The following is a 22,193-nucleotide window of genomic DNA, read 5'->3' as shown; positions in this document are numbered from 1 at the left end:
CCCTGTAAGGCTCGCCGCCAGGCCGGCTGGCGCGCTGGTCACCCACTTTACCTTACAGCTGGAAACCGAACACCTGCGCCAGGTGTGCCTGGTAGCGTGCGACGTCGCCCTCGATGTTCGGGCGCTTCATCACGTCCACCGCCAGGAAGGTCGGCAGGCCGGTCATGCCCAGGAACTGATTGGCCTTGTGGAACGGGAAGTACACAGCGTCCACGCCCTTGGCCTCGAAGAAGTCGCTGGGGTCGTCGAAGGCCTGCTGCGGGGCGTTCCAGGTCAGCGACAACAGGTACTGCTTGCCCTGCACCAGGCCGCCGCTGCCGTATTTCTGCGAGGCGTCGGAGCGCGTGCGGCCGTCGCTGGCGTACAGGCTGCCGTGGCCTTCGGTGAAGACTTCGTCGATGTACTTCTTCACGGTCCAGGGCGCGCCCATCCACCAGCCGGGCATCTGGTAGATGACCACGTCGGCCCACAGGAACTTCTGCACTTCTTCGGCGATGTCGTAGCCGCCGTCGATGAAGGTGGTCTTCACGTCGAACCCGGCGCGGTCCAGCACGGCCACGGCGGCGTCGTGCAGGGTTTCGTTATAGCGGCCTTCGGAGTGGGCGAACTGCTTGCCGCCGTTGAGCAACAAAATCTTTTTCATGGGAAAGGTCTCGGTAAGGAATGCAGCGCACTCTACCGGCCTTGCGCGGGCGGAATAAGGCCTGATCGGGCAAATTACATTTGCTTGAATATCACGAATGACGGCGGATTGTTGCCTTTAGAATCGCTGCAACTTCCCTGGAGATCCCCCCATGCACGAACAACACGGCTTCATCCTCAAGGCCAAGACCAGGCCGCACATGGCCGACGCCTTCCGCGACCTGTTCCTCGGCTACGTGAGCGCCAGCCGCAGCGAGCCGGGCTGCATCGAGTACCACATGCTGCGCGACCTGAATGACCCGACGCTGTTCGTGTTCTACGAGATCTGGGCGTCGAAGGCCGACCTGGACGTGCATTCGGCGTTGCCGCACATGGCGGCGTTCTTCGCCCAGCGCATGGAATACCTGGAGGCGGATTTCGACGTTCAGCGAGTGGAGATGTTGAGCCCGTCCAGCGCGGTGTGAGGTTCCCCCCGTAGCCGCTGCCGAAGGCTGCGCTGGCCCTGTGCCTCGCTGGAGATTTCCAGCGCACGTGATGGCCAGCGCAGCCTGGCGGCAGCGGCTACGGGACCTGTGTCAGCCATTGATGAGCAAATGCGCGCCCAACAGCGCCAGCCCGGTGAAGAACACCCGCTTGAACATCACCGCGCTGATGCGCTGGCGCAACCATTGCCCCAACTGCATGCCCAGCAGCGCCGGCACCAGCAACAGCAAGGACGCCCCCAACTCGCCGCCACCCAGCTCGCCATGCCACAGCAGCCCCAGCGCCAACGCCAGGGTCGAGACGCTGAACGACAGCCCCAGCGCCTGCACCAGCTCGTCACGGTTGAGCCCCAGCGCTTGCAGGTAAGGCACCGCCGGAATCACGAACACCCCGGTGGCGGCGGTGATGATGCCGGTGGCCACGCCACACAACGGCCCCAGCCACGCCTCATGCCGGGCCGGCACGCGCAGCACCGGCAGGAACAGGCCGCTGAGCGAGTACAGCACCAGCGCGCCGCCCAGCGCATGCACCACCCACTTGCCGCCATCGATGCCCAGCCACAGGCTGCCGATGCCAGTGCCGACGAAGATCGCCAGCAGCATGGGCCACAGCCGCACGACCAACCCGCGCAAGTGCCCGCCGAGCATCAGCTGCCAGATATTGGTGAAGGTCGATGGCACGATCAGCAGCGCGGCTGCCTGCGCCGGAGCCATAGCCAGGCCCAGCAGGCCCATGGACACCGTGGGCAGCCCCAGGCCAATCACGCCCTTGACCGTGCCGGCCAGCAGGAAGGTCGCCAGCACCAGCAGCGACAAGCCCCAGCCCATTTCCTGATACAACGCGAGTAAGGTATTCATGGCCCCATGCTGACGACTCGGCGGCCGGCTGAAAATCTGCCATATACTGAGCCAGCCTCTTGTCCTGGTTGAGGCTGGAGCCTGCCATGCATTTCGATCTCGTCGACCTTCGCCTGTTTCTGCACACCCTGGACAGCGGCAACATGACCGCCGGCGCCCAGCGCACGCACTTGTCCCTGGCCGCCGCCAGCGCGCGCATCCGCGCCATGGAAGCGTCGCTGGGCATCCCGTTGTTCGAGCGCAACCGCCGTGGCGTGCAACCCACTGCCGCCGGCCAAGCCCTGGGCGAGCACAGCCGGCGGGTGCTGCAACAGGTGGAGCACCTGCAGTTCGACCTGGCGCAATACGCCCAGGGCATTCAGGGCCAGGTGCGGCTGCTGTGCAACACCGCCGCCCTCACCGAATACCTGCCCGAGCTGCTGGGCGACTTCCTGCAGCGCCACCCCGGCGTCGACCTGGACGTGGAGGAAATGCCCAGCCAGCGCATCCTCCATGCCCTGCGCCAGGGCGCGGCGCCGCTGGGCATCGTCTCCAGCGCCGTGGCCACCGAAGGCCTGCAGACCCGGCCGTTCCGCGACGACCCGCTGATGCTGATCATGCCGGTGGACCACCCGCTGGCGCGCCAGCCCAAGGTGACTTTCGTCGACAGCCTGGCCCACGGCCATGTGGCCCTGGCAGCCGGCAATGCCCTGGGCATTCTGGTGGAGGAACAGGCGCTGCACAGCGGCCGGCGCATGCAGGTGCGGGTGCGCGCCGAGGGCTTCGATGGCGCGGTGCGCATGGTGGCGCGCGGCGCCGGCGTCGCCGTGGTGCCGCTGGCGGCGGTGCGGCGCTGCCAAGGCCAGTTGCAGTTCGCCAGCTGCGCCCTGCCGGAACCCTGGGCGGCGCGGCGCCTGCTGCTGTGCTCGGCGGACTTCGACGCCCTGCCCGGCCACGCCCAAGCGCTGGTGGCCAGCCTGCTGCCGCAAGGCTGAGCGCGCAAACAGGCACCCGGGTGTCGACCTCAGGCATCCGCGCCGGGCGTGGGCGGGTCAGCATGCGGGCTCTTGAAACCACTGCCGGAGCCCGCCATGTCCAAACCCCTCGTTGTGCTGCGCGACACCCACCCTCTGCCCGTGCTGGATGCCTGCAAGTGGGAGAAGCTGGAAGGCGACCCGCACACCGTCAACCTCAACGCCTACACCAGCGAAGACGGCAGCAAGATCATGGGCACCTGGATCTGCACCCCCGGCAAGTGGCGGGTGGACTATGTGAAGTGGGAATACTGCCACTTCCAGGAAGGCTATTGCGTGATTACCCCGGACGGCATGGAGCCGGTGCACCTGCGCGCGGGGGATATCTTCATCGTCGAGCCGGGGATGAAGGGCACATGGGAGGTGGTAGAGACGGTGCGCAAGTATTTCGTTTTCGCGTGAAAGCGGGACGCGGCCTGCGGCCGCTGCTACGGGATGTACGTAGCAGCGGCCACAGGCCGCGTCAGCACTCTCAGGGTTTCTGATACCCCTTCACGATCGCCGAGAAATCCAGCCCGCCGTCACCGCGCAAGCTCATCGCCTGATACAGCTGCTGCGCCACCGCCCCCAGGATCACCGGTTGGTGCGCCTGCCTTGCGGCTTCGGTGGCCAACCCCAGATCCTTGAGCATCAGCTCCGCACCAAAGCCACCGGTGTAGCCACGGGCCGCCGGCGCCGTGGGAATAATCCCCGGCCAAGGGTTGTAGGTGTCCGCGCTCCAGCAGCGCCCGGTCGAACTGTTGATGATGCCCGCCAGCACCCCGGTGTCGATGCCCAGCGCGTTGCCCAGGGCCATGGCCTCCGAGACGCCGATCATCGAGATGCCCAGCAGCAGGTTGTTGCAGATCTTGGCGATCTGCCCGGTGCCCACTTCGCCGCAGTGGACGATGTTGCGGCCCATCTGCGCCAGCACCGGGTGCAGGGTGTCGAACAGCGCCGCGCTGCCGCCGACCATGAAGGTCAGGGTGCCGGCCGCCGCGCCGCCGGTGCCGCCTGACACGGGCGCGTCGCCCAGGTCGACGCCCTGCTTGGCAGCGGCGCTGGCGATGTCGCGGGCGGTCTGTGGGTCGATGGTGCTGCAATCCACCGCCGGGGTGCCGGGGCGAATACCGGCCAGCACGCCGCCCTCGCCCAGGTACACGGTACGCACGTGGGCTGCGGCCGGCAGCATGGTGATCACCAGGTCGCTGGCCGCCGCCGCTTCGCCGGGCGAGGCGCTGATGATGCCGCCCTGGGCGGCCAGTTCGTCGAGCACGGCCTTGTTCAGGTCGAACAGTTGCAGGCGGTGGCCGGCCTTGAGCAGGTTGCGGGCCATGGGCGCGCCCATGTTGCCCAGGCCGATAAAGGCGATGTTCATGGGCAGTCTCCTAGCGCAGGTTGATGGTGGTGTTGACGCCGTCGTTGACGCTGTCGTCGTCGAACCAGCGCGCCGTCACCGTCTTGGTCTGGGTGTAGAACTGCACCACCTGCTTGCCGTACGGGCCCAGGTCGCCGAGCTTGGAGCCGCGCGAGCCGGTGAAGCTGAAGAACGGCACCGGCACCGGGATGGGAATGTTGATACCCACCTGGCCCACGTCGATCTCGCTCTGGAACTTGCGCGCCGCCGCGCCGCTCTGGGTGAACAGGCCGGTGCCGTTGCCGAACGGGTTGCGGTTGACCAGGGCAATGGCCTCGTCGAGGGTGTCGACGGTGAGCACCACCAGCACCGGGCCGAAGATTTCCTGGGTGTAGATCTGCATGTCGGTGGTCACCCCGGAGAACAGGGTGGGGCCGACGAAGTTGCCTTCCTCGAAGCCCGGCACCTGCACGTCGCGGCCGTCCAGTTCCAGCACGGCGCCCTCCTTCACCCCACTCTCGATCAGGCCCAGCACACGCTGCTTGGCCTGGCGTGAAATCAGCGGGCCGACGTCGGTGCCGGCCTCGCTGCCGGCGTTGACCTTGAGCTTTTGCGCCAGGGCCTTGAGCTCGGGCAGCCACTGTTTCGCCGCGCCCACCAGCACCGCCACCGAGGTGGCCATACAGCGCTGGCCGGCCGCACCAAAGGCGGCGCCCACCAGGGCGTTGAGGGTTTGTTCGCGGTTGGCGTCGGGCAGCACCACGGCGTGGTTCTTGGCGCCCATCATCGCCTGCACGCGCTTGTGATGCTGGCCGGCGAGGTTGTAGACGTGGGTGCCCACTGCCGTGGAACCGACAAAGGAGATTGCCTTGATGTCGGCGTGGGTGCACAGCGCGTCCACCACCTCCTTGCCGCCCTGCACCACGTTGAGCACGCCCTTGGGAATGCCGGCCTCCAGCGCCAGCTCCACCAGTTGCACGGTGGACAGCGGGTCCTGCTCGGAGGGCTTGAGCACGAAGGTGTTGCCGCAGACGATAGCCATGGGGAACATCCACAGCGGGATCATGGCCGGGAAGTTGAACGGGGTGATGCCCGCGCACACGCCGATGGGCTGGCGCAGGGTGTAGGTGTCGACGCCGCCGGCGACGTTCTCGACGAACTCGCCCATCTGCAGGCTGCCGATGGAACAGGCGTGCTCCACTACCTCCAGGCCGCGGAAAATGTCGCCTTCGGCGTCGGCCAGGGTCTTGCCCTGCTCGGCGCTGAGGGTCTGGGCGATGCGCTTGGAATGCTCGCGAATCAGCGCCTGGAACTTGAGCATGATGCGCATGCGCGCGCCCACCGGGGTATTGCGCCAACTGAGGAAGGCTTTTTGCGCCGCCGCGACGGCGGCATCCACCTCGGCCTGGGTGGCAAACGGCACCCGCGCCAGCACCTGCTGGGTGGCCGGGTTGACGATGTCGCGCCACTCGCTGGCCTGGGACTCGACCCACTCGCCGTCGATCAGCAGCTTCACCTTGGGGATACCGGCATTTACCGAAACGTTCATCAAGACCTCCGCGTAATTGTTTTTGTGCATGGCGTGATGGCTCTTTCCTGGAGTATAGATGTGCAAACATCCAACAAGAACGCGGATAAAAGCCGGTCCAACATGCAAAAAAACATCACCTCCCTGGGCAACCTGAACTGGGATGACCTGAAGTTTTTCCTCGAGGTCGCCCGCACTCGCAAGGCCAGCAACGCCGCCCGGCGCCTGGGCGTGGACTACACCACGGTGTCGCGGCGCATCACCTCGCTGGAAACCGCCATGGGCACCCTGCTGTTCGAGAAGTCGCGCACCACCGGCTTCATCCTCACCGCCGAGGGCCAGCGCCTGCTGGGCTACGCCGAGTCCATCGAAAGCACCCTGCACATGGCCTGCGAGCAGGTGTCAGGGTCGGGCGTGGCCCTGTCGGGGCACATCCGCATGGGCTGCACCGAGGGCTTCGGCAGCTTCTTCATCACCCCGCAGCTGAGCCACTTCGTCGATGCCTACCCGGCCATCAGCGTGGACATCCTGCCGCTGCCGCACTTCATCAGCCTGTCCAAGCGCGAGGCCGACGTGGTTATCGCCCTGGAACGCCCGGAACACGGGCCCTACGTGTGCTGCAAGCTGTGCGACTACCGCCTGCAGCTGTACGCCACCCAGGCTTACCTCGACCACCACCCGCCCATCCGCCACGGCCGCGACCTGGCCGGGCACCGTTTCATCAGCTACGTCGACGACCTGGCCTTCAGCCCGGAGTTGCTGTACCTGGCCAACCTGCTGCCCAACGCCAGCGCCGGGCTGCGCAGCACCAGCGTCATCGCCCAGTACGTGGCGGCGCGCCAGGGGCATGGCATGGCGATATTGCCGTGCTTCCTGGCGGCGCAGGCTGACGACCTGGTGCCGGTGCTGGCGGGGGAAATCAGCGTAACGCGGCAGTTCTGGATGTACTGCCGGGAGGATCTGCGCAAGTTGAAGCGGATCAATTTGCTCTGGGATTACATCCGCGAAGTGACGGAGCTGAACGCCCCCTTCCTGATGGGCGAAACCCAGCTTCTGAATTTCACCACGCCCGCGTAGCCGCTGCCGCAGGCTGCGCTGGCCGGGGTGCCCCCTGAAGATCTCCAGTGAGGCAAAGGGCCAGCGCAGCCTACGGCAGCGGCTACGCAAGTTTCGCGGCGATCACACCGCCAGGTTGGTGGGCTCCGCCTGGTGCCATCGGCCTCGGCCCAGCCGCTTGGCCTGGTGCAGGGCGTCGGCGGCGGCCGCCAGCAGCTCGGTGGCGGCCTGGCCGTGGTCGGGGGCCAGGGCCACGCCGACACTGATGGAGGCGTGCAGGCTGTCGGCGTTGGGCAGCACCAGCGGTGCGTGCAGCGCGGCGATGATGTTGTCGGCGATGCGCCAGGCATCATCGCTGTCGTTGAGCGGCGACAGCAGCACGGCGAATTCGTCGCCGCCCAGGCGCGCCAGCAGGTCGTTTTCGCGCAGTTGCGTACGTACCCGGCCGGCCAGGCAGATCAGTACTTCATCCGCCGCGGCATGGCCATGGCGGTCGTTGATGGCCTTGAAATGGTCGGCGTCGATGTACAGCACGGCCATGCGCCGCGGCTGCTTGTCACTGAGGTTGCGCGCCAGCCGCGCTTCGAAGAACACCCGGTTGGGCAGGCCGGTGAGGATGTCGAGGCTGGCCTGCAGGTACGGCTCGGGCTGGCTGTGGGCGCTCAGGTGTTCCAGCTCGTCGAGCAGCGCGTTGACGTCGCTGCCCAACTGTTCCAGGTCATCCACCTCGCTGTGCGGCACCCGCCGTTCAAAGCGGTGCTCGCGCCGTGCGGCATCGGCGACGTTGGCCAGGCTGTGCAGCGGCTCGGTGATGTCGCGCAGCAGGCGCCGCGACAGGTACAGCGCGCCCAGGGTGCCGAGCGTCGTGCAGATCAGCGCGCCAGCGATGCCGCCCAGGGCCAGGCGCCATTGCGTGGCCGCCGGCAACGCCTCGATGGCCTGGGTGCGCCAGGCGAATGCGCCCAACACGATCATGCAGCCGGCGCACAGGCCGGCCGCGCCCAGCGCCACCGCCAGTTGCGCACGCCGCAGCGCGCTGCGCAGGGTGCGGCCGCTCATGGTGCAGGCTCCCACATGCGCTTTCCGTAGCCAATGACACCCGCCATCCAGACAGCTCCCTGATGAAAACCCATGTGATGCCCGGTCGTGCCAAAACGATAGCACAGCCTTTTCACCTTACCCGGTTCGGTAGCGGGCTATTGGTTCAAGGATTTCTGAACTATCGATTTGAGCTTTCCTATTCTTCCCGACACACGGCCCTGCCTAAGATCCAGCCATCCAACCGGACCGGTTCCGCCAGAGACCCGGCCATTCGCGTGCCCTTTTGCTACTGCCCAGCCCAATGACGCCCCGGCCCATGCCGCCAGGGTGCTGAGTAGCATGAGGAGCCTCGATGAAACTGGAAACCTTCCGCACCCTGTGGGGTTACACCGCCAGCAAGGCCCAGGCCCTGGAAGAACTGCAGGCCGCCGGCTTCGACGGCATGGAGGCGCGGCTGCCGCTGGTGGCCCGTGAGCGCAGCGAATTCGCCGCGTTCCTGCGCGCCAACTCGACGGGGTACATTTGTACTCTGTTCACCGCCTACGACGTTTTGCCCCAGCAATCGGCCCAACCCGCCGAACACCTCAATGACCTGGACACCAAGCTGGCCTGGGCCGGCGAGCTGACGCCGCGCTTCATCAACGTGCTGGCCGGCAACGACCGCTGGCCCCTGGCCCAACAGGTGGAGTTCTTCGGCCGCGCGCTGGAGCTGGGCCACAAGCATGGCCAATTCCTCAGTTTCGAAACCCACCGCTCTCGCTCGCTGTTCAACCCCTGGGTGACCCTGGAGCTGATCCGCCAGCTGCCGGACCTGCGTTTCACCAGCGACATCAGCCACTGGGTGGTGACCTGCGAGCGCCTGCTGGACGACCCGGCGGACGACCTCGGCGCGTTCGTCGAGCGCGTGCATCACATTCAGGCCCGGGTCGGCTACGACCAGGGCCCGCAGGTGCCGCACCCCGGCGCCCCGGAATACGGCCGCGAACTGGCTTTCCACCAACAACACTGGGAGGTCATCTGGGCCTCGCAACAGGCGCGCGGCTACCAGGTCACCACCCTGACCCCGGAGTTCGGCGCCGACGGCTACCTGCACCACCTGCCCTTCACCAATGTCCCGGTCGCCGACCTGTGGTCGCTGAACGTGTGGATGGCCCGCACCGAACGCGCCCACTTCGAGCGTTTCCGCGCCGCCCACTGCTGAGGAACCCTGATGAATAACATTGAGCCCAAGGCCAACTTCAAGAGCATCCCGGTGGTGAACATCGCCGGGCTGTTCAGCGTCGAACTGGAACACCGCCTGGCGGTGGCCGAGCAACTGGGCCGCGCCGCCAGCGAGGTCGGTTTCCTGTACATCACCGGCCACGGCATCGCCCCGCAGCTGATCGCCAACCTGCGCCAGGCCGCCCGGGACTATTTCGCCCAGCCGCTGGCGGCGAAGATGCAGCACTACATCGGCACCTCGGCCACCCACAAGGGCTTCGTGCCCGAGGGTGAAGAGGTCTACTCCAAGGGCAAGCCCGATCACAAGGAAGCCTTCGACGTGGGCTTCGAGGTGCCCGCCGACGACCCGCTGGTGCTGGCCAACACGCCGCTGCTGGGGCCCAACCACTGGCCCGAGGTGCCGGGTTTCAAGGCCTCGGTGCAGGCCTATTACGCCGCAGTGTTCGCCCTGGGCCGCAAGCTGTTCGGCGGCTTTGCCCTGGCCCTGGGGCTGGCCGAGGACTATTTCGACCCGCTGGTGACCCGCCCGCCCTCCAAGCTGCGGCTGATCCATTACCCCTTTGATGCAGACGCCGTCGACGCGCCCGGTATCGGTGCACACACCGACTACGAGTGCTTCACCATTTTGCAGGCCGACCAGCCGGGCCTGGAGGTGATGAACGACCTGGGGCAGTGGATCGACGCGCCGCCCATTGCCGACGCCTTCGTGGTCAACATCGGCGACATGCTGGAAGTGATGACCGCCGGTACGTTCGTTGCAACGGCCCATCGGGTGCGCAAGGTCAGCCACGAGCGCTATTCGTTCCCGCTGTTCTACGCGTGCGACTACCACACCCAGATCAAGCCCCTGCCCGCCTTCGCCCAAGGCGGCCAGGACTACGAGGAAATCGCCATCGGCGAGCACATGTACGGCCAGGCGTTGCAGACCTACCAGTACCTGCGCAAACGCGTGGAAAACGGCGAGGTGCAGCTGCCCGCCAAGGCCCGCAAGCCGTCGAGTTTCGGTCATTTGAAAAAACAGGCCTGACGTTCTTCCCCTTACTCTGGAGCACCCGCATGTCCCACATTACCCGCCTGACCCTGCTGGCCGCCTGCCTGCTGAGCACCACCGCCGCCCTGGCCTCGACCACCGCCACGCCCGGCCAGCTGAAGGTCGGCATGGAAATCACCTACCCGCCGTTCGAGTCCTACGACAGTGACAAGAACGTGGTGGGCTCCGACCCGGAACTGGCCCACGCGCTGGCCAAGCAGCTGGACGCCAAGGCCGAGTTCGTCGACACCAAGTTCCCCAACCTGATCCTGGGGCTGAACGCCGGGCACTACGACGCGATCATCTCCGGCATGTACATCACCCCGGAACGCCAGGCCCAGGCGCAGACCATTCCCTACGCGCGCACCGGCGCGGCGATCATGGTGCCGGCCGACAGCCCGCTGAAACCGGCGGTGCCCGAGGACCTGTGCGGCCTGAAAGTCGGGCTGGAGCAGGGCACCACCTGGGTGGCGCAGTTCCAGAAGCTATCCACCGATTACTGCCTGCCCAACAACAAGGGCGCCATCACCGTGAGCGAATACCCCTCGGCGCCCGAGGTGACCCAGGCGCTGTTGTCGAAGAACATCCAGGCCCAGGTGGAGATTTCCGGCGCCGCGCACATGATCGCCGAGAAGACCAAGGGCCGCGTGCTGGTGACCTCGCAGCAGCTGGTGTACCCGCAGACCCTGGGCATCTACGTGAAGAAGGGCAATGAGGAGACCTACCAGGCGCTGCTCAAGGCCGTGGCCCAGAGCAAGCAGTCCGGCGAATACGCGGCGATCCTGAAGAAGTACAACCTGGAAGAAGCCTCCAACTGACCCTGGCGCCGGCTGCCCTTGCCAGGGTGGCCGGCCGTTCAATGCGGAGCGGGTACCCATGCAATTCGACTGGTCCTATTTCATCTCGCTGTTCTCCATGCCCGCGTTCTGGGAAGCCTGCGTCACGGTGGTCGAACTCAGCGCCCTGGGCTGGTTCATCGGCATGCTGCTAGGCTTCGGCCTGGCCAGCGCCAAGCTGTCGAGCATCAAGTGGCTGAGCCTGCCAGCGGCGGTGTACATCTGGTTCTTCCGCAGCATTCCGTTGCTGGTGCTGGTGGTGTTCGTCTACAACCTGCCGCAGCTGTTCCCGGTGACCGGCAGCGTGCTGTCCAACCCCTTCTATTCGGGGCTGTTGGCGCTGGTGGTGACAGAGGCGGCGTACATGGCCGAGATCCACCGCGGCGGCCTGATTTCCGTGCACAAGGGCCAGAAGGAAGCCGGCCGTGCCCTGGGCATTGGCGCCCTGGGCCTGCAACGGCTGATCGTGATTCCCCAGGCGTTCCGCATATCCCTGCCAACGCTGATCAATGAATACATCACCGTGGTGAAACTCACCTCGCTGATCTCGGTGATCTCCCTCACCGAGCTGCTCACCGTGGGCCAACGCCTGTACGCGCAGAATTTCCTGGTCATGGAGACCCTGGCGGCGGTGGCCGTGTACTACGTGCTGATCGTCAGCCTGTTCGGCTGGCTGCTGCAGCGCCTGGAGCGCTACCTGGACCTCAGCCAGCGCAGCCCGCAGACCCTGGCGGCCAACCCGCTGGCGCAACTGCGCCAGAGCCTGGCGGCGCGGCTGCCGAGCACCGGGCGCAAGCCCCTGGCCGGCGCGGCGCCAGCGCTGCAGTTGCAGAACATCCACAAGCGCTATGGCGACCATGAGGTGCTCAAGGGCATCGACCTCAGCGTCGCCAGCGGCCAGGTAGTGTCGATCATCGGCCCGTCGGGCTCGGGCAAGACGTCGTTGATTCGCACCATCAACGGCCTGGAAAGCATCGACCAGGGCGAGATCGTGTTGTTCGGCGAAAGCTTCATTCACGCCGGCGACACGCCGAACAACCCGCAGATGCGCCGGGGCGTGCGGCACATCGGCATGGTGTTCCAGAGCTTCAACCTGTTCCCGCACCTGAACCTTGTGGACAACATTACCCTGGCGCCGATTTACCACGGTGGCGACAAGCACGTCACCCGCCAACAGGCCTTTGCCCTGCTGGATAAAGTCGGCCTGCTGGCCCACGCCAACAAGTACCCGCACCAATTGTCCGGTGGCCAGCAACAGCGCGTGGCCATCGCCCGCGCCCTGGCCATGGAGCCGCAGGTGATGCTGTTCGACGAACCCACCTCGGCGCTGGACCCGGAGCTGGTGGGCGACGTGCTGAAGGTGATCGCTGACCTTGCCAAGGACGGCATGACCATGCTGATCGTGACCCACGAGATGGACTTTGCCCTGTCGATTTCCGACCGGGTGGTGTTCATGGAAAACGGCAACGTGCAGCTGGATGCCAGCCCCGAGCGCATTCGCCATGCGCCCGAGGCGGAGCGGGTGCGGCGGTTCATGGGGCTGGGGGAAGCGGAGCCTGCCCACTTCGTAGCCGCTGCCGTAGGCGGCGCGGGCCCTTATCTACGCTGAAGATTTCCAGCGCACTCGCGGGCCTGCGCAGCCTGGCGGCAGCGGCTACGGGGCCTCAGTGTTCCAGCATCAACCCGCTCAGGCGTTTCACCTTGCGCCGCACGGCGTCTTCGAAAACCCCGGCGCGGGGTTCGATCAGGCTGAACCAGTGCTTGGCGCGGGTGATGCCGGTGTAGATCAGCTCCTTGGTCAGCACCGGGTTGAGCGCGTCGGGCAGGATCAGCGCGGTGTGGGCGAACTCCGAGCCCTGGGACTTGTGCACGGTCATGGCAAACACCGTTTCCACGTCATTCAGGCGGCTGGGCAACACGAAGCGCACGCCACCCTGGCCGTCGTTGCGGGGAAAGGCCACGCGCAGCACCTGGCGGTCTGGCGCACCGCTTTCGGGCAGGCGCAGGGCAATGCCAATGTCACCGTTCATCAGGCCCAGGCCATAGTCGTTGCGGGTCATCAGCACCGGCCGGCCTTCGTACCAGGGCTGGTCGCCTTCGATCAGCCGCGCGGCGGTCAGCGCCTGGGTAGCGCGCTGGTTCAGGCCCTCCACGCCCCATGGCCCCTTGCGCACCGCGCACAACAGCTGGAACGACTCGAACGCCTCCAGCACCTGTTTCGCCCAACCGGCCCAGAGCTCGCTTTCCAGCGCGGTGCGCGGCGCCGGGCGGTTGGCCTGCAGCACGTTCAGGTAATGGCGGTAGCCCTGGGGGCCGGCGCTGCCCTGGCCTTGCAGCAGCAGGCGGTCGAGCTTGCGATCGTGCTCGCCGCTGAGCTTGATGGCGAAGATGTCGCCGAACTGGCCGGCGTTGAGCAGCTCGCGCGCCTGGTCGGCCTCCTGGCGGTTGACCCGCAAGGCCAGCTGGCCAATACCGCTGCCTTCGCCGAAGCGTCGCGAGTGACGCAGCATCACCACCTGCTGGGCCAGCGGGTTGCGCTCGGCGCTGCCCACCTGCAGGCCGCCGTCGGCCAGTGCTTCGCCGCTGACCGCTTCCAGCCACGCCAAGGTCTGCGGGCTGTAGCAGCCCTGCTCGGCGTCGCGGCACAGGTCGCCCAGCACCGCGCCAGCTTCCACCGAGGCCAGCTGGTCCTTGTCGCCCAGCAGCACCAACCGCGCGTGGGCGGGCATGGCGCCCAGCAGGTTGGCCATCATTTCCAGGTCGATCATCGACGCCTCGTCCACCACCAGCACGTCCAGCGGCAACGGGTTGGCGGCGTTGTGGCGGAAGTGCCGGGTGCCCGGGCGGCTGCCCAGCAGGCGGTGCACGGTGGTCACTTCAGTGGGGATCTTGGCCTTGACCCAGTCGCTGACTTCCAGCTGCTTGACCTGGGCGCTGATGGATTCGGTCAGCCGCGCCGCGGCCTTGCCCGTGGGCGCGGCCAGGCGGATGCGCAGCGGTGCGCCCGCCTCTACCGCCGGGGCCTGCAGCAGGGCCAACAGGCGCACCACGGTGGTGGTCTTGCCGGTGCCGGGGCCGCCGGTGACGATGCTGAAGGCGCTGCGGGTGGCCAGGGCGCAGGCCAGCTTTTGCCAGTCGATACGTTCGCTGCCGGGGCTGCCGAACAGCTGTTCAAGGCGCGTGCGCAAATCGTCCGGCGTGGCTTCCTGTGCGGCCAGGCGCTGGCGCAGGGCCGTGTCGATGCGCCGTTCGTAGCTCCAGTAGCGGCGCAGGTACAGGCGCTGGCCGGCCAACACCAGCGGCCGTTCACCGCTGTCGGTGTCGGCCAATGCCACCAGCGGGCTGGCCGCCAGGGTCTGGCGCCAGGCTTCGGGTTGCAGGTGTTCCAGCAGTTGTGAGGGCAGCAGCACCGGGCCTGCCAACGCGTCGCCCTCGGGCGGCAGCGATAGCGCGAAGTCGGGCTCTTCCAGGGTTTGCGCCAGGTCCAGGCAGACGTGGCCGTGGCCCAGCTGGTGGCTGGTGAGCGCAGCGGCCAGCAGCACCAGCGGGTCACCGCCCGGGTCACGCTCGGCGAGGAAACCGACGAAAGCCTTGTCCAGCGCCCGCAGCCAACCGCGCTCGGCCCAGCGCTCCAGCAGCGCCAACAGGTCGTCGACCTGTTGCAGCGGGGCCAGCTCGGCGAGGCTGCGGGCCTCCAGCGCAGTAGGCAGCAGATCGGCAAATGTACGGCTCATGCCGGTTCTCCTTCGAACAGGTCACCCATGGGTTCAGGCTGGCGCACCACGCCGCGGAACAGCTCGTCCAACCGTTCGATCAACTCGCGCGGTGGCCGGGCGAACGCCAGGCCCTGGCTAGGCGCGTGCACGCCGCGCAGGAAGATGAACACCGCGCCGCCCACGTGCTGGTCGTAGTCGTAGCCGGGCAGGCGGGCCTTGAGCTGGCGGTGCAGGGCCAGCAGGTACAGCACGTATTGCAGGTCGTAGCGGTTGTCGAGGATGGCCTGGGTCATGGCCAACTCGGTGTAGGCACTCTCGTCGGCGCCCAGCCAGTTCGACTTGTAGTCGGCCACGTAATAGCGGCCTTCGTGCTCGAAGGTCAGGTCGATGAAGCCCTTGAACATGCCGTTGAGCATGGCGCCCTCAGCGGGCGCACGCGCAGCGCCGTCGTGGGTGTGGTCGCGCACCAGGGTATCGAGCTGGGTCACGTCGACGCGGTGGCTGGCGAACCAGAACTCCATCTCGATCTGGTACTGCGTAAGGTCGGTCAGGCTCAGGCGGGTGTCGCCAATGGCCAGGGGCGTCTGCAACAGGTGCAGCAGCCAGCTGTTCAGCGTCGGGATCCAGCCCTTCCAACCACGCAGGTTGCAGCGCGCGCCCACTGTTTCCGCCAGCAGCTCAGGTTGCCCGGCGACCGTAGCGAAGCCTTCGCGCCCGGCCCACTCCAGCAGGCCGTGGAGGAAGGTGCCGGGGTTGGGGCCGCGCGGGAAGCGGTGGATATCGCCACTGATCGCCTGGGCTTCGCGCGGCGCGGTAGGGTCCAGGCGTTCGTCGTCGAACAGCTTCTGGGCCTGGGGGCTGTCAGGGGACTGGTCGCTGCCCGGCGCCACGCTGTCGCTGATGCGCAGGGCACTGTAGGAGGCGATCCACCAGTTCTCTGCGGCCCGGCGCTTGGGCTGCTTGGCTGCCAGCAGGTTGGCTTCGTTGCGCGGCGGCACGTAATGCTGGGTGGTGGCCTCGGGCATCAGCCCGGCGTGAATGGCCGGGCAATCTGCCGCAAGATCGCGCAGCCAGATGGCCAGGGCCTGGGGCTCGCCCAGGCGCTGGCCACCGCCCAGCAGGTAGCCCAGGGCCGAGCGGTGCAGCACCGAGTCCTTGGTGTTGCCACGCTTGAGGTCGGCAACACCCAGCCAGCAGGCATGCTGGGCGCGGGTCAGGGCCACGTACAGCAGGCGCAGGTCTTCGGCCAGGCGCTCGTCGTCAGCCAGTTGCACCTGCTCGGCGGTTGGGCTCAGGGTCACCTGCACGTTGCCCTGCTCGTCGTGGAACGCCAGGGGCAGGCGCTTGCCGTCCACCGGTTTGGCCGAGCAGATGAAGGGCAGGAACACCAGCGGGTATTCCAGGCCCTTGGATTTGTGGATGGTCACCACCTTGACCAACTGCTCGTCGCTTTCCAGGCGCAGGATCTGTTCTTCACCGGCCTGGCCAGCCGTAGCCAGGTGCTCGGACAGGTGGCGGATCAGCGCCTGTTCGCCGTCCAGCTCGCCAGCGGCCTGCTGCAGCAGCTCGGACAGGTGCAGCAGGTTGGTGAGCACGCGCTCGCCGTCGCTGCGCAGCATCAAGGTCTGCGGCAGGCGGAAATCGTGCAGCAGGCGGCGCAGCATGGGCAGCACGCCCTGGGTGCGCCACAGGGTGCGGTAGGTGCGGAACTGCATCACCCGCCGCTCCCAGGCCAGCTCGTCCTGGTTCAGCTGCGCCAGGGCGCTGAGGGGCAGGTTCAAGGTGGTGGTGGCCAGGGCGCCACGCAGTGGGCGCTCGGCGTCCGGCTCGGCGCAGGCCTTGAGCCAGCTCAGCAGGTCGTGGGCTTCCTGGGCGGCGAACACCGAATCCTTGTCGGACAGGTACACGCTGCGCACCCCACGCGCCGCCAGTTCGCCGCGCACCGCCTGGGCCTCCTTGCCGTCACGCACCAGGATGGCAATGTCCGCCGGCGTGACCGGGCGCATGGCTTCGCCGGGCTTGCTGAAACCGGCGCTGCCCCGCTGGCCGCCGTTGAGCAGCTCGACGATGGTGCTGGCACAGGCCGCCGCCAGCTGCTGGCGGTAGACCACGCCGGACAGCGGCGCGTCGCTTTGCAGCTGCCACAGGTTCAGCGCCGGCACGGGCTGGCCGCCGACGCTCAAGGCCTCCTTGCGGCCCTGGGCCAGCACCGGCAGGAACGGCACGGGATTGTCCTCGCCCTGGCGGAACAGGAACGCGCCGCGCCCCAGCTCACGCTGTTCGCCGACGTTGAATACGTGGTTCACCGCCTCGACCATCGCATGGCTGGAACGGAAGTTGGTGCCCAGGGTGTGCAGGCGGCCGGTGGTGGCCTGGCGCGCGCGCAAGTAGGTGTAGATGTCGGCGCCCCGGAAGGCGTAGATCGCCTGCTTGGGGTCGCCAATCAGGAACAGGCCGCTCTCGGGCTGGTTGGCCTCGATGTGGTAGATGCTTTCGAAGATCCGGTACTGCACCGGGTCGGTGTCCTGGAATTCGTCGATCAACGCCACCGGAAACTGCTCGCGAATCAACCCGGCCAGGCGCTCGCCGCCACTGCCCTGCAAGGCAGCGTCCAGGCGCAGCAGCATGTCGTCGAAGCCCATTTCGGCGCGCCGGCGTTTCTCTTCCTCGAAGCGCGCGCCAACCCAGCGCGCAGCGTGCTCAAGCACCGCGGCATCGGGGGTGGGCAGGCCGGCCAGGGCGTCGGCCAGGCCCTGCATGGCTTCCAGCGCCGGGTGCGCCGGCGGCTCGCCCTTCCAGGCTTCGGCCATGCCGTCCGGGGTCAGGCGGCTGAAGCCGGTGCCGATGTCCAGGTCCACCAGGCTTTCGTCAGCGGCCCAGGCGCCAAGCTTGTCGAACCAGGGCTCGAAGTAACGAGCCTGCATCTTGCGGCCGTCCACGGCCTTGGCCGCCACGGCCTCCAGGCAGATGGCCCGCAGCTCTTCGGCCCATTGCGCCCAGGGTGCCTTGAGTTGCTGCAAGGCCAGCTTGCGCTCGGCCAGCGCGGCCTCGATGAGCTCGGCGGGCTCCTGGCCGCTGTCGCCACGGCGCGGGGTGCCGAACAGCGCACGCACGCGCGGCAGCAGCGCGGCCGGACCACCCCAGTTGCTGCGCACCCAGTTGAGCGTGTCACCCTGCATGGCGTAGCAGAAGCGCCGCCAGTAGTCGCGCACCACCTCGCCCAGCAGGTCGCTGTGGTCGGTCTCCAGGGTCTGGGTGAACAGGCTGCCGCTGTCGAAGGCGTGCTCGCGCAGCATGCGCTGGCACCAGCTGTGAATGGTCGAGACCGCCGCTTCGTCCATCCATTGCGCGGCGATGTCCAGGCGGTTGGCGCACCCGGCCCACTGCTCGGGGGCGAACTCGTCGCGCAGCTGGCTGATCAGGTCGTCGGGGCTGGGCATCTCGTCGCGGAAGAAGCGCGCAGCCTCGGCCAGGCGCGTGCGGATGCGTTCGCGCAGCTCCTTGGTGGCGGCGTCGGTGAAGGTCACCACGAGGATCTGCGGCGGCAGCAATTCGCGGCCAAAGCCTGCCTGTTCGCCACCGTGGCCCAGCACCAGGCGCAGGTACAGCGCCGAGATGGTGAAGGTCTTGCCGGTACCGGCGCTGGCCTCGATCAGCTGGCTGCCACGCAGGGGGAAGGCCAGCGCCAGGGGCTTGAGTCGGGAGTCGGTCATGAGCGGGCCTCGTCGGCATCGATGGAGCGCCAGGGCGCTTCGAACATGGGGCGGTACAAGGCATCGCACCAGCCTTCGAACTCTTCGCTGTCGACCAACGCATTGAAGTCGGGGAACTGCCGGGCCAGCGCCACGCTCTCGCGGCGCTCACCATCGGTGGTGATGCCATCGCCTTCATAGGCCTTGCGCGCGGCGGCCTCGGCCTTGACCGGGTCGCCCTGGCCCAGCCAGGCGAACGCGGTTTTCACCGCCACCGGCAGCGGCCGGCGCATGCCCTGTTGCCAGGCTTGCAGCAGGTGGCCCAACACTTCGCGGGCCTGCCCTGGCTCCAGCGCTGCCAGCACCAGGGTGTCGTCGCTGGCAACCACCGCAGTGGTCAGCGGCAGGCCAACCGCGCAGGCGGCCAGGTGGGTGACCCAGCTGCGGGTGAGGCGGTGCCATTTGCGCGAACGGGCACCGCCGATGGCGTTGGCGATGGCCGTGACGCTCAGCAGGTTGCCATCGGCGCGCTGGTGCAGGTTGCTGACCCAGCCATCCAGGCGCAGGTCGTTGTATTCAAAGTTCACCGGCTTGGCGGCCACCACAGGCGTCGGCCACAGCACCAACAGCTGCTGGAAGCGTTGCAGCAGGTCGGGCAGCGGTTCTATAAGTTCTTCCTGCAGCAAGGTGCCGAAACCGGCCATGGGCAGCAGGCCGCTGCCTTGCATGCGCCGGGCCTGGGTGTGCAGCGCTTCATCGACGGCGCCCAGGGTAGCCATGGCCGTGGTCAGCAGCTGGTCGCTGAGGGTGTAGCGCTCCAGGGCGTCGAGCACGAACGGCTCTTCATCGGCCAGCGGCGCCTCGGCGGTTTCGAAGAACACTTTCAGGCGCTGGCTGAAGAAATGACGCACCGGGTTGCGCAGGAAATCCTGCAGTTGCGTGAGGGCCAGCGGCTCGTCCTGTTCATGGGGCGGCAGCACGGCTTCGGTGGGCTGTTCGCTCTGCTCGGTGTGCAGCACCCGCCATTCGGAGGCGAAGCTGAACAGGCCGCTGCCTTCATGGAAATAACGCGCGCTGAACGGCTGCAACGGGTGCTCCAGGCTCAGGGCATGCACCAGTTGCTCGCCAGCGTTGAGCTTGCCACCCTCCTCCGCGCCCTGCAGCGCCCAGCCGCTGGCGAGGTGGTCGCGCAGTTGGCCGATCAGCACCGAGGCCGGGCGCTCGCTGTTGTCGCGGATGCTGCGGCCTACCCAACTGATGTACAGCTGTTCGCGCGCCGACAGCAGGGCTTCGAGCAGCAGGTAGCGGTCGTCCTCGCGGCGCGAGCGGTCGCCGGGGCGGTAGTCGCTGCCCATCAGGTCGAAGTCCAAGGGGGGTTGAGCACGCGGGTAATCACCGTCGTTCATGCCCAACAGGCACACCACCTTGAAGGGGATGGCGCGCATGGGCATCAGCGTGCAGAAGTTCACCGCACCGGCGAGGAAGCGCTGGGACAGCTTGCCCTGGTCGAGCCCGGCCAGCCAGGCCTCGCGCACCACGGTCAGCGGCAGCGGCTCGTGCAGTTCCACCGAGGCGCAGGTGCGCAGCCATTGCTCGCGCAGCTCTTCGAGTTGCACCAGCAGGTAGTCGTCGTGCTCGGTGCTGGCCTGGAAAAATACCTGGACCAGGCCGTGCAGGCGCTCGCCCCACTCCTGCGGCTCGGCAGGCGTCGACAGCACCTGGTGGGCGACCTCCAGGGCATCGAGCAAGGCCACCAGCGGGCCGATCAGCGCCGCATCCAGGCCACCGATTTCATCATAGGGTTCGATACCGCCATAGCCCTCGCCGCCGCCTACCGCGTAGCCCAGCAGCATGCGCCGCAGGCCGAACCGCCAGCTGTTCTGCTCCAGTTGCTCGGGCAGGCCCAGGCCAGCGCGCTGGGCCGCGTTGAGCCCCCAGCGGATGCCGGCACCTTCGATCCAGCGGTGCAAGGTGGGCAGGTCGTTTTCCTGCATGCCGAAACGTGCGCGCAGGGCGGGCACGTCCAGCAGATCGAGGATTTCGCTGACCGCGAAGCGGCTGTCAGGCAGCTTGAGCAAATGCTCTATGGCGATCAGCAACGGGTCGCGGCCACGCTGGTTCTGGTCGGTCAGGGTGAACGGAATGAAGCGTGGGTCGTGGCGGTCCAGCTGGCCGAACACGGCACGAATATGCGGGGCGTAGCTGTCAACGTCGGGGACCATGACGATAACGTCGCGGGGCCTGAGGTTGGGATCGGCGCTGAACCGGGCCAGCAGCTGGTCGTGCAGGATCTCCACTTCGCGCTGGGCGCTGTGGGCCACGTGGAAGCGTATCGAGCGGTCCTTGGCCGGGTTTACCGCAGGCCAGGTGGTGCGGGTTTCGGCCAACGGGCGCAGCTCGAGGATGTCGTCCTGCAGTTGGCCGAGCAGCGTGGTGGGCTCGTCCTCGGTGAACAGGTCGATGCGCCCTTCGCGGAACGCGGCGCGGTAACTGTTGGGGTCGTCGTAGCTGTCCAGCAGGTTGATGTAGTCACGGCCCTGCTTGCCCCAGGCGGCCAATAGCGGGTGGGCGTGCTGGTGCAGCGCGTCGGCGTCGATGACGACCGGCATGCCCTGCTTGCGCGCCTGGCGCTTGTATTGGTGGCGAAGCAGGTCCTTGTCGGCAACGATGTCGGACCAGTGATGGCGGCAAGGGTTGTGTACGCACAGCAGCACCTGGCTGAAGCGTGCCAGCCCTGCCAATGCTTCAAGCGCCTGAGCCGGCAACGATGAGATACCGAAGACGATCACGCGGTTGGGCAGCCCGGGCGGCGCGGTGTCCAGCGCGTTGATGCGCTCGATGAAGCGCTGATGCACGCCGGCACGGCTCTGGGCCATGCCCTGCTCGCCGACGTCGTGCAGCAGCGCGCGCCACAACTCCGCCTGCCAGCGGTTGGCCTCGGGCAAGGGCTTGGCCTCGCCACGCACGTTGCGCAGCTGATGGCGGCCGGCGGCCCAGTCTTCCAGCCAGTCGGCACGGTACACCTGGTATTGGTCGTACAGGTCGGCGAGGCGCTCGGCCAACTGATAGCGCTTGCGCAGGTCGTTGTCGTCGGTAAGGAAGCGCTGCAGTGGCTCGAAATGCGGTTGGTCGATCAGTTGCGGCAGCAGGCGCATCAACCGCCAGGTCAGCGGTGCCTTGTCGAGCAGCGAAGCCTGGGGGATCTCGTCCTTGCCCAGCACCCCGCGGTAGAGCTGCCACATGAAACTGCCGGGCAGTTGCACATCGATGGCCGCGGCAATGCCGCAGCCACCCAGGTCATCGTCTTGCGCGTCTTCGGCCAGGGCCAGCTTCAGCCACTGGGCGATGCCGTTGCTCTGCACCAGGGCGATTTCGTTTTCCAGCGGCGCCAAGGGGTAACGCCGCATCCAGCTCACCACCAGGCTGCGCAGTTCATCCAGGCGGTTGCCGTGAACCACCATGAAACCTGGTGTAAGGGAGGGGCTGGCCGGCATGGGCAATTCCTTGGCTGGGGAAACGGGGACAGGTGGAAACCTTATCAGATGTGGTTTGCCCGTAGCAGCTGCCGAAGGCGGCGTCCGGGGTCTGCACGGTATCAAATCATTGCGCGGTGCGGCGGAACGCATTTTGTGCAAGCCAGAAAAGACAAAACCCCCACCTGCCTTCGCAGATGGGGGTTTCGGAATTTAATCTTGACGATGACCTACTCTCACATGGGGAAACCCCACACTACCATCGGCGA

16 protein-coding genes are annotated in these 22,193 nt (G+C 67.1%); 8 read left to right on the top strand and 8 right to left on the bottom strand.

Going from position 1 to position 22,193, the window contains the following annotated elements; all coding sequences use genetic code 11:
• Positions 1 to 52: 52 nt before the first annotated feature.
• A complete protein-coding gene (gene mdaB, locus ACWKWX_RS19240; RefSeq protein ID WP_483828593.1) occupies positions 53 to 643 on the bottom strand; it encodes an NADPH:quinone oxidoreductase MdaB in 591 nt (196 codons plus the stop codon).
• A 151-nt stretch (positions 644 to 794) separates the two neighbouring features.
• Between mdaB and ACWKWX_RS19235 the strand changes: the two genes are divergently transcribed.
• Positions 795 to 1,106 carry a putative quinol monooxygenase gene (locus ACWKWX_RS19235; protein ID WP_476301423.1) on the top strand — a complete coding sequence of 104 codons (312 nt, stop codon included), beginning with the start codon at positions 795 to 797 and terminating at the stop codon, positions 1,104 to 1,106.
• A 111-nt stretch (positions 1,107 to 1,217) separates the two neighbouring features.
• Here ACWKWX_RS19235 and ACWKWX_RS19230 read toward each other — a convergent pair whose 3' ends face one another.
• Entirely contained in the window at positions 1,218 to 1,982 is a 765-nt protein-coding gene (locus ACWKWX_RS19230) for a sulfite exporter TauE/SafE family protein (protein WP_483828592.1), read from the bottom strand.
• An 86-nt stretch (positions 1,983 to 2,068) separates the two neighbouring features.
• On the opposite strand from ACWKWX_RS19230, the gene ACWKWX_RS19225 reads away from it, so the two are divergent.
• Positions 2,069 to 2,956, top strand: a complete 888-nt coding sequence (locus ACWKWX_RS19225; RefSeq protein WP_476301419.1) for a LysR substrate-binding domain-containing protein — start codon at positions 2,069 to 2,071, stop codon at positions 2,954 to 2,956.
• A gap of 96 nt (positions 2,957 to 3,052) precedes the next feature.
• On the top strand, positions 3,053 to 3,397 hold the full coding sequence (locus tag ACWKWX_RS19220) for a cupin domain-containing protein (RefSeq protein ID WP_008373643.1): 345 nt from the start codon (positions 3,053 to 3,055) through the stop codon (positions 3,395 to 3,397).
• A 70-nt stretch (positions 3,398 to 3,467) separates the two neighbouring features.
• Here the strand turns inward: ACWKWX_RS19220 and mmsB are convergent, their stop codons facing one another.
• On the bottom strand, positions 3,468 to 4,352 hold the full coding sequence (gene mmsB, locus ACWKWX_RS19215; protein WP_476301417.1) for a 3-hydroxyisobutyrate dehydrogenase: 885 nt from the start codon (positions 4,350 to 4,352) through the stop codon (positions 3,468 to 3,470).
• A gap of 10 nt (positions 4,353 to 4,362) precedes the next feature.
• Positions 4,363 to 5,880, bottom strand: a complete 1,518-nt coding sequence (locus ACWKWX_RS19210; protein WP_416422303.1) for a CoA-acylating methylmalonate-semialdehyde dehydrogenase — start codon at positions 5,878 to 5,880, stop codon at positions 4,363 to 4,365.
• Between the two features lie 102 nt (positions 5,881 to 5,982).
• Between ACWKWX_RS19210 and ACWKWX_RS19205 the strand changes: the two genes are divergently transcribed.
• Positions 5,983 to 6,936, top strand: coding sequence for a LysR family transcriptional regulator (locus ACWKWX_RS19205; protein WP_483828591.1), 954 nt, complete (start codon positions 5,983 to 5,985; stop codon positions 6,934 to 6,936).
• A 102-nt stretch (positions 6,937 to 7,038) separates the two neighbouring features.
• Here the strand turns inward: ACWKWX_RS19205 and ACWKWX_RS19200 are convergent, their stop codons facing one another.
• The gene (locus ACWKWX_RS19200; RefSeq protein WP_483828590.1) at positions 7,039 to 7,974 is read right to left on the bottom strand and encodes a diguanylate cyclase domain-containing protein; all 936 of its coding nucleotides are present in this window, start codon (positions 7,972 to 7,974) and stop codon (positions 7,039 to 7,041) included.
• 334 nt (positions 7,975 to 8,308) lie between these two features.
• Here ACWKWX_RS19200 and ACWKWX_RS19195 point away from each other — a divergent pair, with 334 nt between their 5' ends.
• From ACWKWX_RS19195 to ACWKWX_RS19180, 4 genes are read left to right on the top strand one after another with little or no spacing between them, the layout of a single operon-like run.
• Positions 8,309 to 9,157: a sugar phosphate isomerase/epimerase family protein gene (locus tag ACWKWX_RS19195; RefSeq protein WP_483828589.1), complete on the top strand. Its 849-nt coding sequence runs from the start codon at positions 8,309 to 8,311 to the stop codon at positions 9,155 to 9,157.
• A gap of 9 nt (positions 9,158 to 9,166) precedes the next feature.
• The gene (locus ACWKWX_RS19190) at positions 9,167 to 10,204 is read left to right on the top strand and encodes an isopenicillin N synthase family dioxygenase (protein WP_416422299.1); all 1,038 of its coding nucleotides are present in this window, start codon (positions 9,167 to 9,169) and stop codon (positions 10,202 to 10,204) included.
• A gap of 29 nt (positions 10,205 to 10,233) precedes the next feature.
• Positions 10,234 to 11,025, top strand: coding sequence for an ABC transporter substrate-binding protein (locus ACWKWX_RS19185; protein WP_483828588.1), 792 nt, complete (start codon positions 10,234 to 10,236; stop codon positions 11,023 to 11,025).
• Between the two features lie 58 nt (positions 11,026 to 11,083).
• Entirely contained in the window at positions 11,084 to 12,652 is a 1,569-nt protein-coding gene (locus tag ACWKWX_RS19180) for an amino acid ABC transporter permease/ATP-binding protein (RefSeq protein WP_483828587.1), read from the top strand.
• A 55-nt stretch (positions 12,653 to 12,707) separates the two neighbouring features.
• On the opposite strand, the gene recD is transcribed toward ACWKWX_RS19180, so the two are convergent.
• Genes recD through recC form a run of 3 tightly spaced genes read right to left on the bottom strand, consistent with a single transcriptional unit; the run spans position 12,708 to position 21,945 of the window.
• Positions 12,708 to 14,777, bottom strand: coding sequence for an exodeoxyribonuclease V subunit alpha (gene recD, locus ACWKWX_RS19175; RefSeq protein WP_483828586.1), 2,070 nt, complete (start codon positions 14,775 to 14,777; stop codon positions 12,708 to 12,710).
• Positions 14,774 to 18,472, bottom strand: a complete 3,699-nt coding sequence (recB, locus tag ACWKWX_RS19170) for an exodeoxyribonuclease V subunit beta (RefSeq protein ID WP_483828585.1) — start codon at positions 18,470 to 18,472, stop codon at positions 14,774 to 14,776. The genes recD and recB overlap by 4 nt, the downstream gene beginning before the upstream one ends.
• Positions 18,469 to 21,945 carry an exodeoxyribonuclease V subunit gamma gene (gene recC / locus ACWKWX_RS19165; RefSeq protein WP_483828584.1) on the bottom strand — a complete coding sequence of 1,159 codons (3,477 nt, stop codon included), beginning with the start codon at positions 21,943 to 21,945 and terminating at the stop codon, positions 18,469 to 18,471. The genes recB and recC overlap by 4 nt, the downstream gene beginning before the upstream one ends.
• Positions 21,946 to 22,193: the final 248 nt, after the last annotated feature.

It is taken from the genome of Pseudomonas imperatae (genome assembly GCF_057128625.1).
The sequence above is the reverse complement of the archived record's forward strand: the minus strand, read 5'-3'. Positions and strand labels throughout refer to the sequence as shown.

Excerpts from the sequence above, each read along its gene's own strand:
- mdaB (WP_483828593.1), bottom strand. The coding sequence starts at position 643 with ATGAAAAAGATTTTGTTGCTCAACGGCGGCAAGCAGTTCGCCCACTCC.
- ACWKWX_RS19235 (WP_476301423.1), top strand. The coding sequence starts at position 795 with ATGCACGAACAACACGGCTTCATCCTCAAGGCCAAGACCAGGCCGCAC.
- ACWKWX_RS19230 (WP_483828592.1), bottom strand. The coding sequence starts at position 1,982 with ATGAATACCTTACTCGCGTTGTATCAGGAAATGGGCTGGGGCTTGTCG.
- ACWKWX_RS19225 (WP_476301419.1), top strand. The coding sequence starts at position 2,069 with ATGCATTTCGATCTCGTCGACCTTCGCCTGTTTCTGCACACCCTGGAC.
- ACWKWX_RS19220 (WP_008373643.1), top strand. The coding sequence starts at position 3,053 with ATGTCCAAACCCCTCGTTGTGCTGCGCGACACCCACCCTCTGCCCGTG.
- mmsB (WP_476301417.1), bottom strand. The coding sequence starts at position 4,352 with ATGAACATCGCCTTTATCGGCCTGGGCAACATGGGCGCGCCCATGGCC.
- ACWKWX_RS19210 (WP_416422303.1), bottom strand. The coding sequence starts at position 5,880 with ATGAACGTTTCGGTAAATGCCGGTATCCCCAAGGTGAAGCTGCTGATC.
- ACWKWX_RS19205 (WP_483828591.1), top strand. The coding sequence starts at position 5,983 with ATGCAAAAAAACATCACCTCCCTGGGCAACCTGAACTGGGATGACCTG.
- ACWKWX_RS19200 (WP_483828590.1), bottom strand. The coding sequence starts at position 7,974 with ATGAGCGGCCGCACCCTGCGCAGCGCGCTGCGGCGTGCGCAACTGGCG.
- ACWKWX_RS19195 (WP_483828589.1), top strand. The coding sequence starts at position 8,309 with ATGAAACTGGAAACCTTCCGCACCCTGTGGGGTTACACCGCCAGCAAG.
- ACWKWX_RS19190 (WP_416422299.1), top strand. The coding sequence starts at position 9,167 with ATGAATAACATTGAGCCCAAGGCCAACTTCAAGAGCATCCCGGTGGTG.
- ACWKWX_RS19185 (WP_483828588.1), top strand. The coding sequence starts at position 10,234 with ATGTCCCACATTACCCGCCTGACCCTGCTGGCCGCCTGCCTGCTGAGC.
- ACWKWX_RS19180 (WP_483828587.1), top strand. The coding sequence starts at position 11,084 with ATGCAATTCGACTGGTCCTATTTCATCTCGCTGTTCTCCATGCCCGCG.
- recD (WP_483828586.1), bottom strand. The coding sequence starts at position 14,777 with ATGAGCCGTACATTTGCCGATCTGCTGCCTACTGCGCTGGAGGCCCGC.
- recB (WP_483828585.1), bottom strand. The coding sequence starts at position 18,472 with ATGACCGACTCCCGACTCAAGCCCCTGGCGCTGGCCTTCCCCCTGCGT.
- recC (WP_483828584.1), bottom strand. The coding sequence starts at position 21,945 with ATGCCGGCCAGCCCCTCCCTTACACCAGGTTTCATGGTGGTTCACGGC.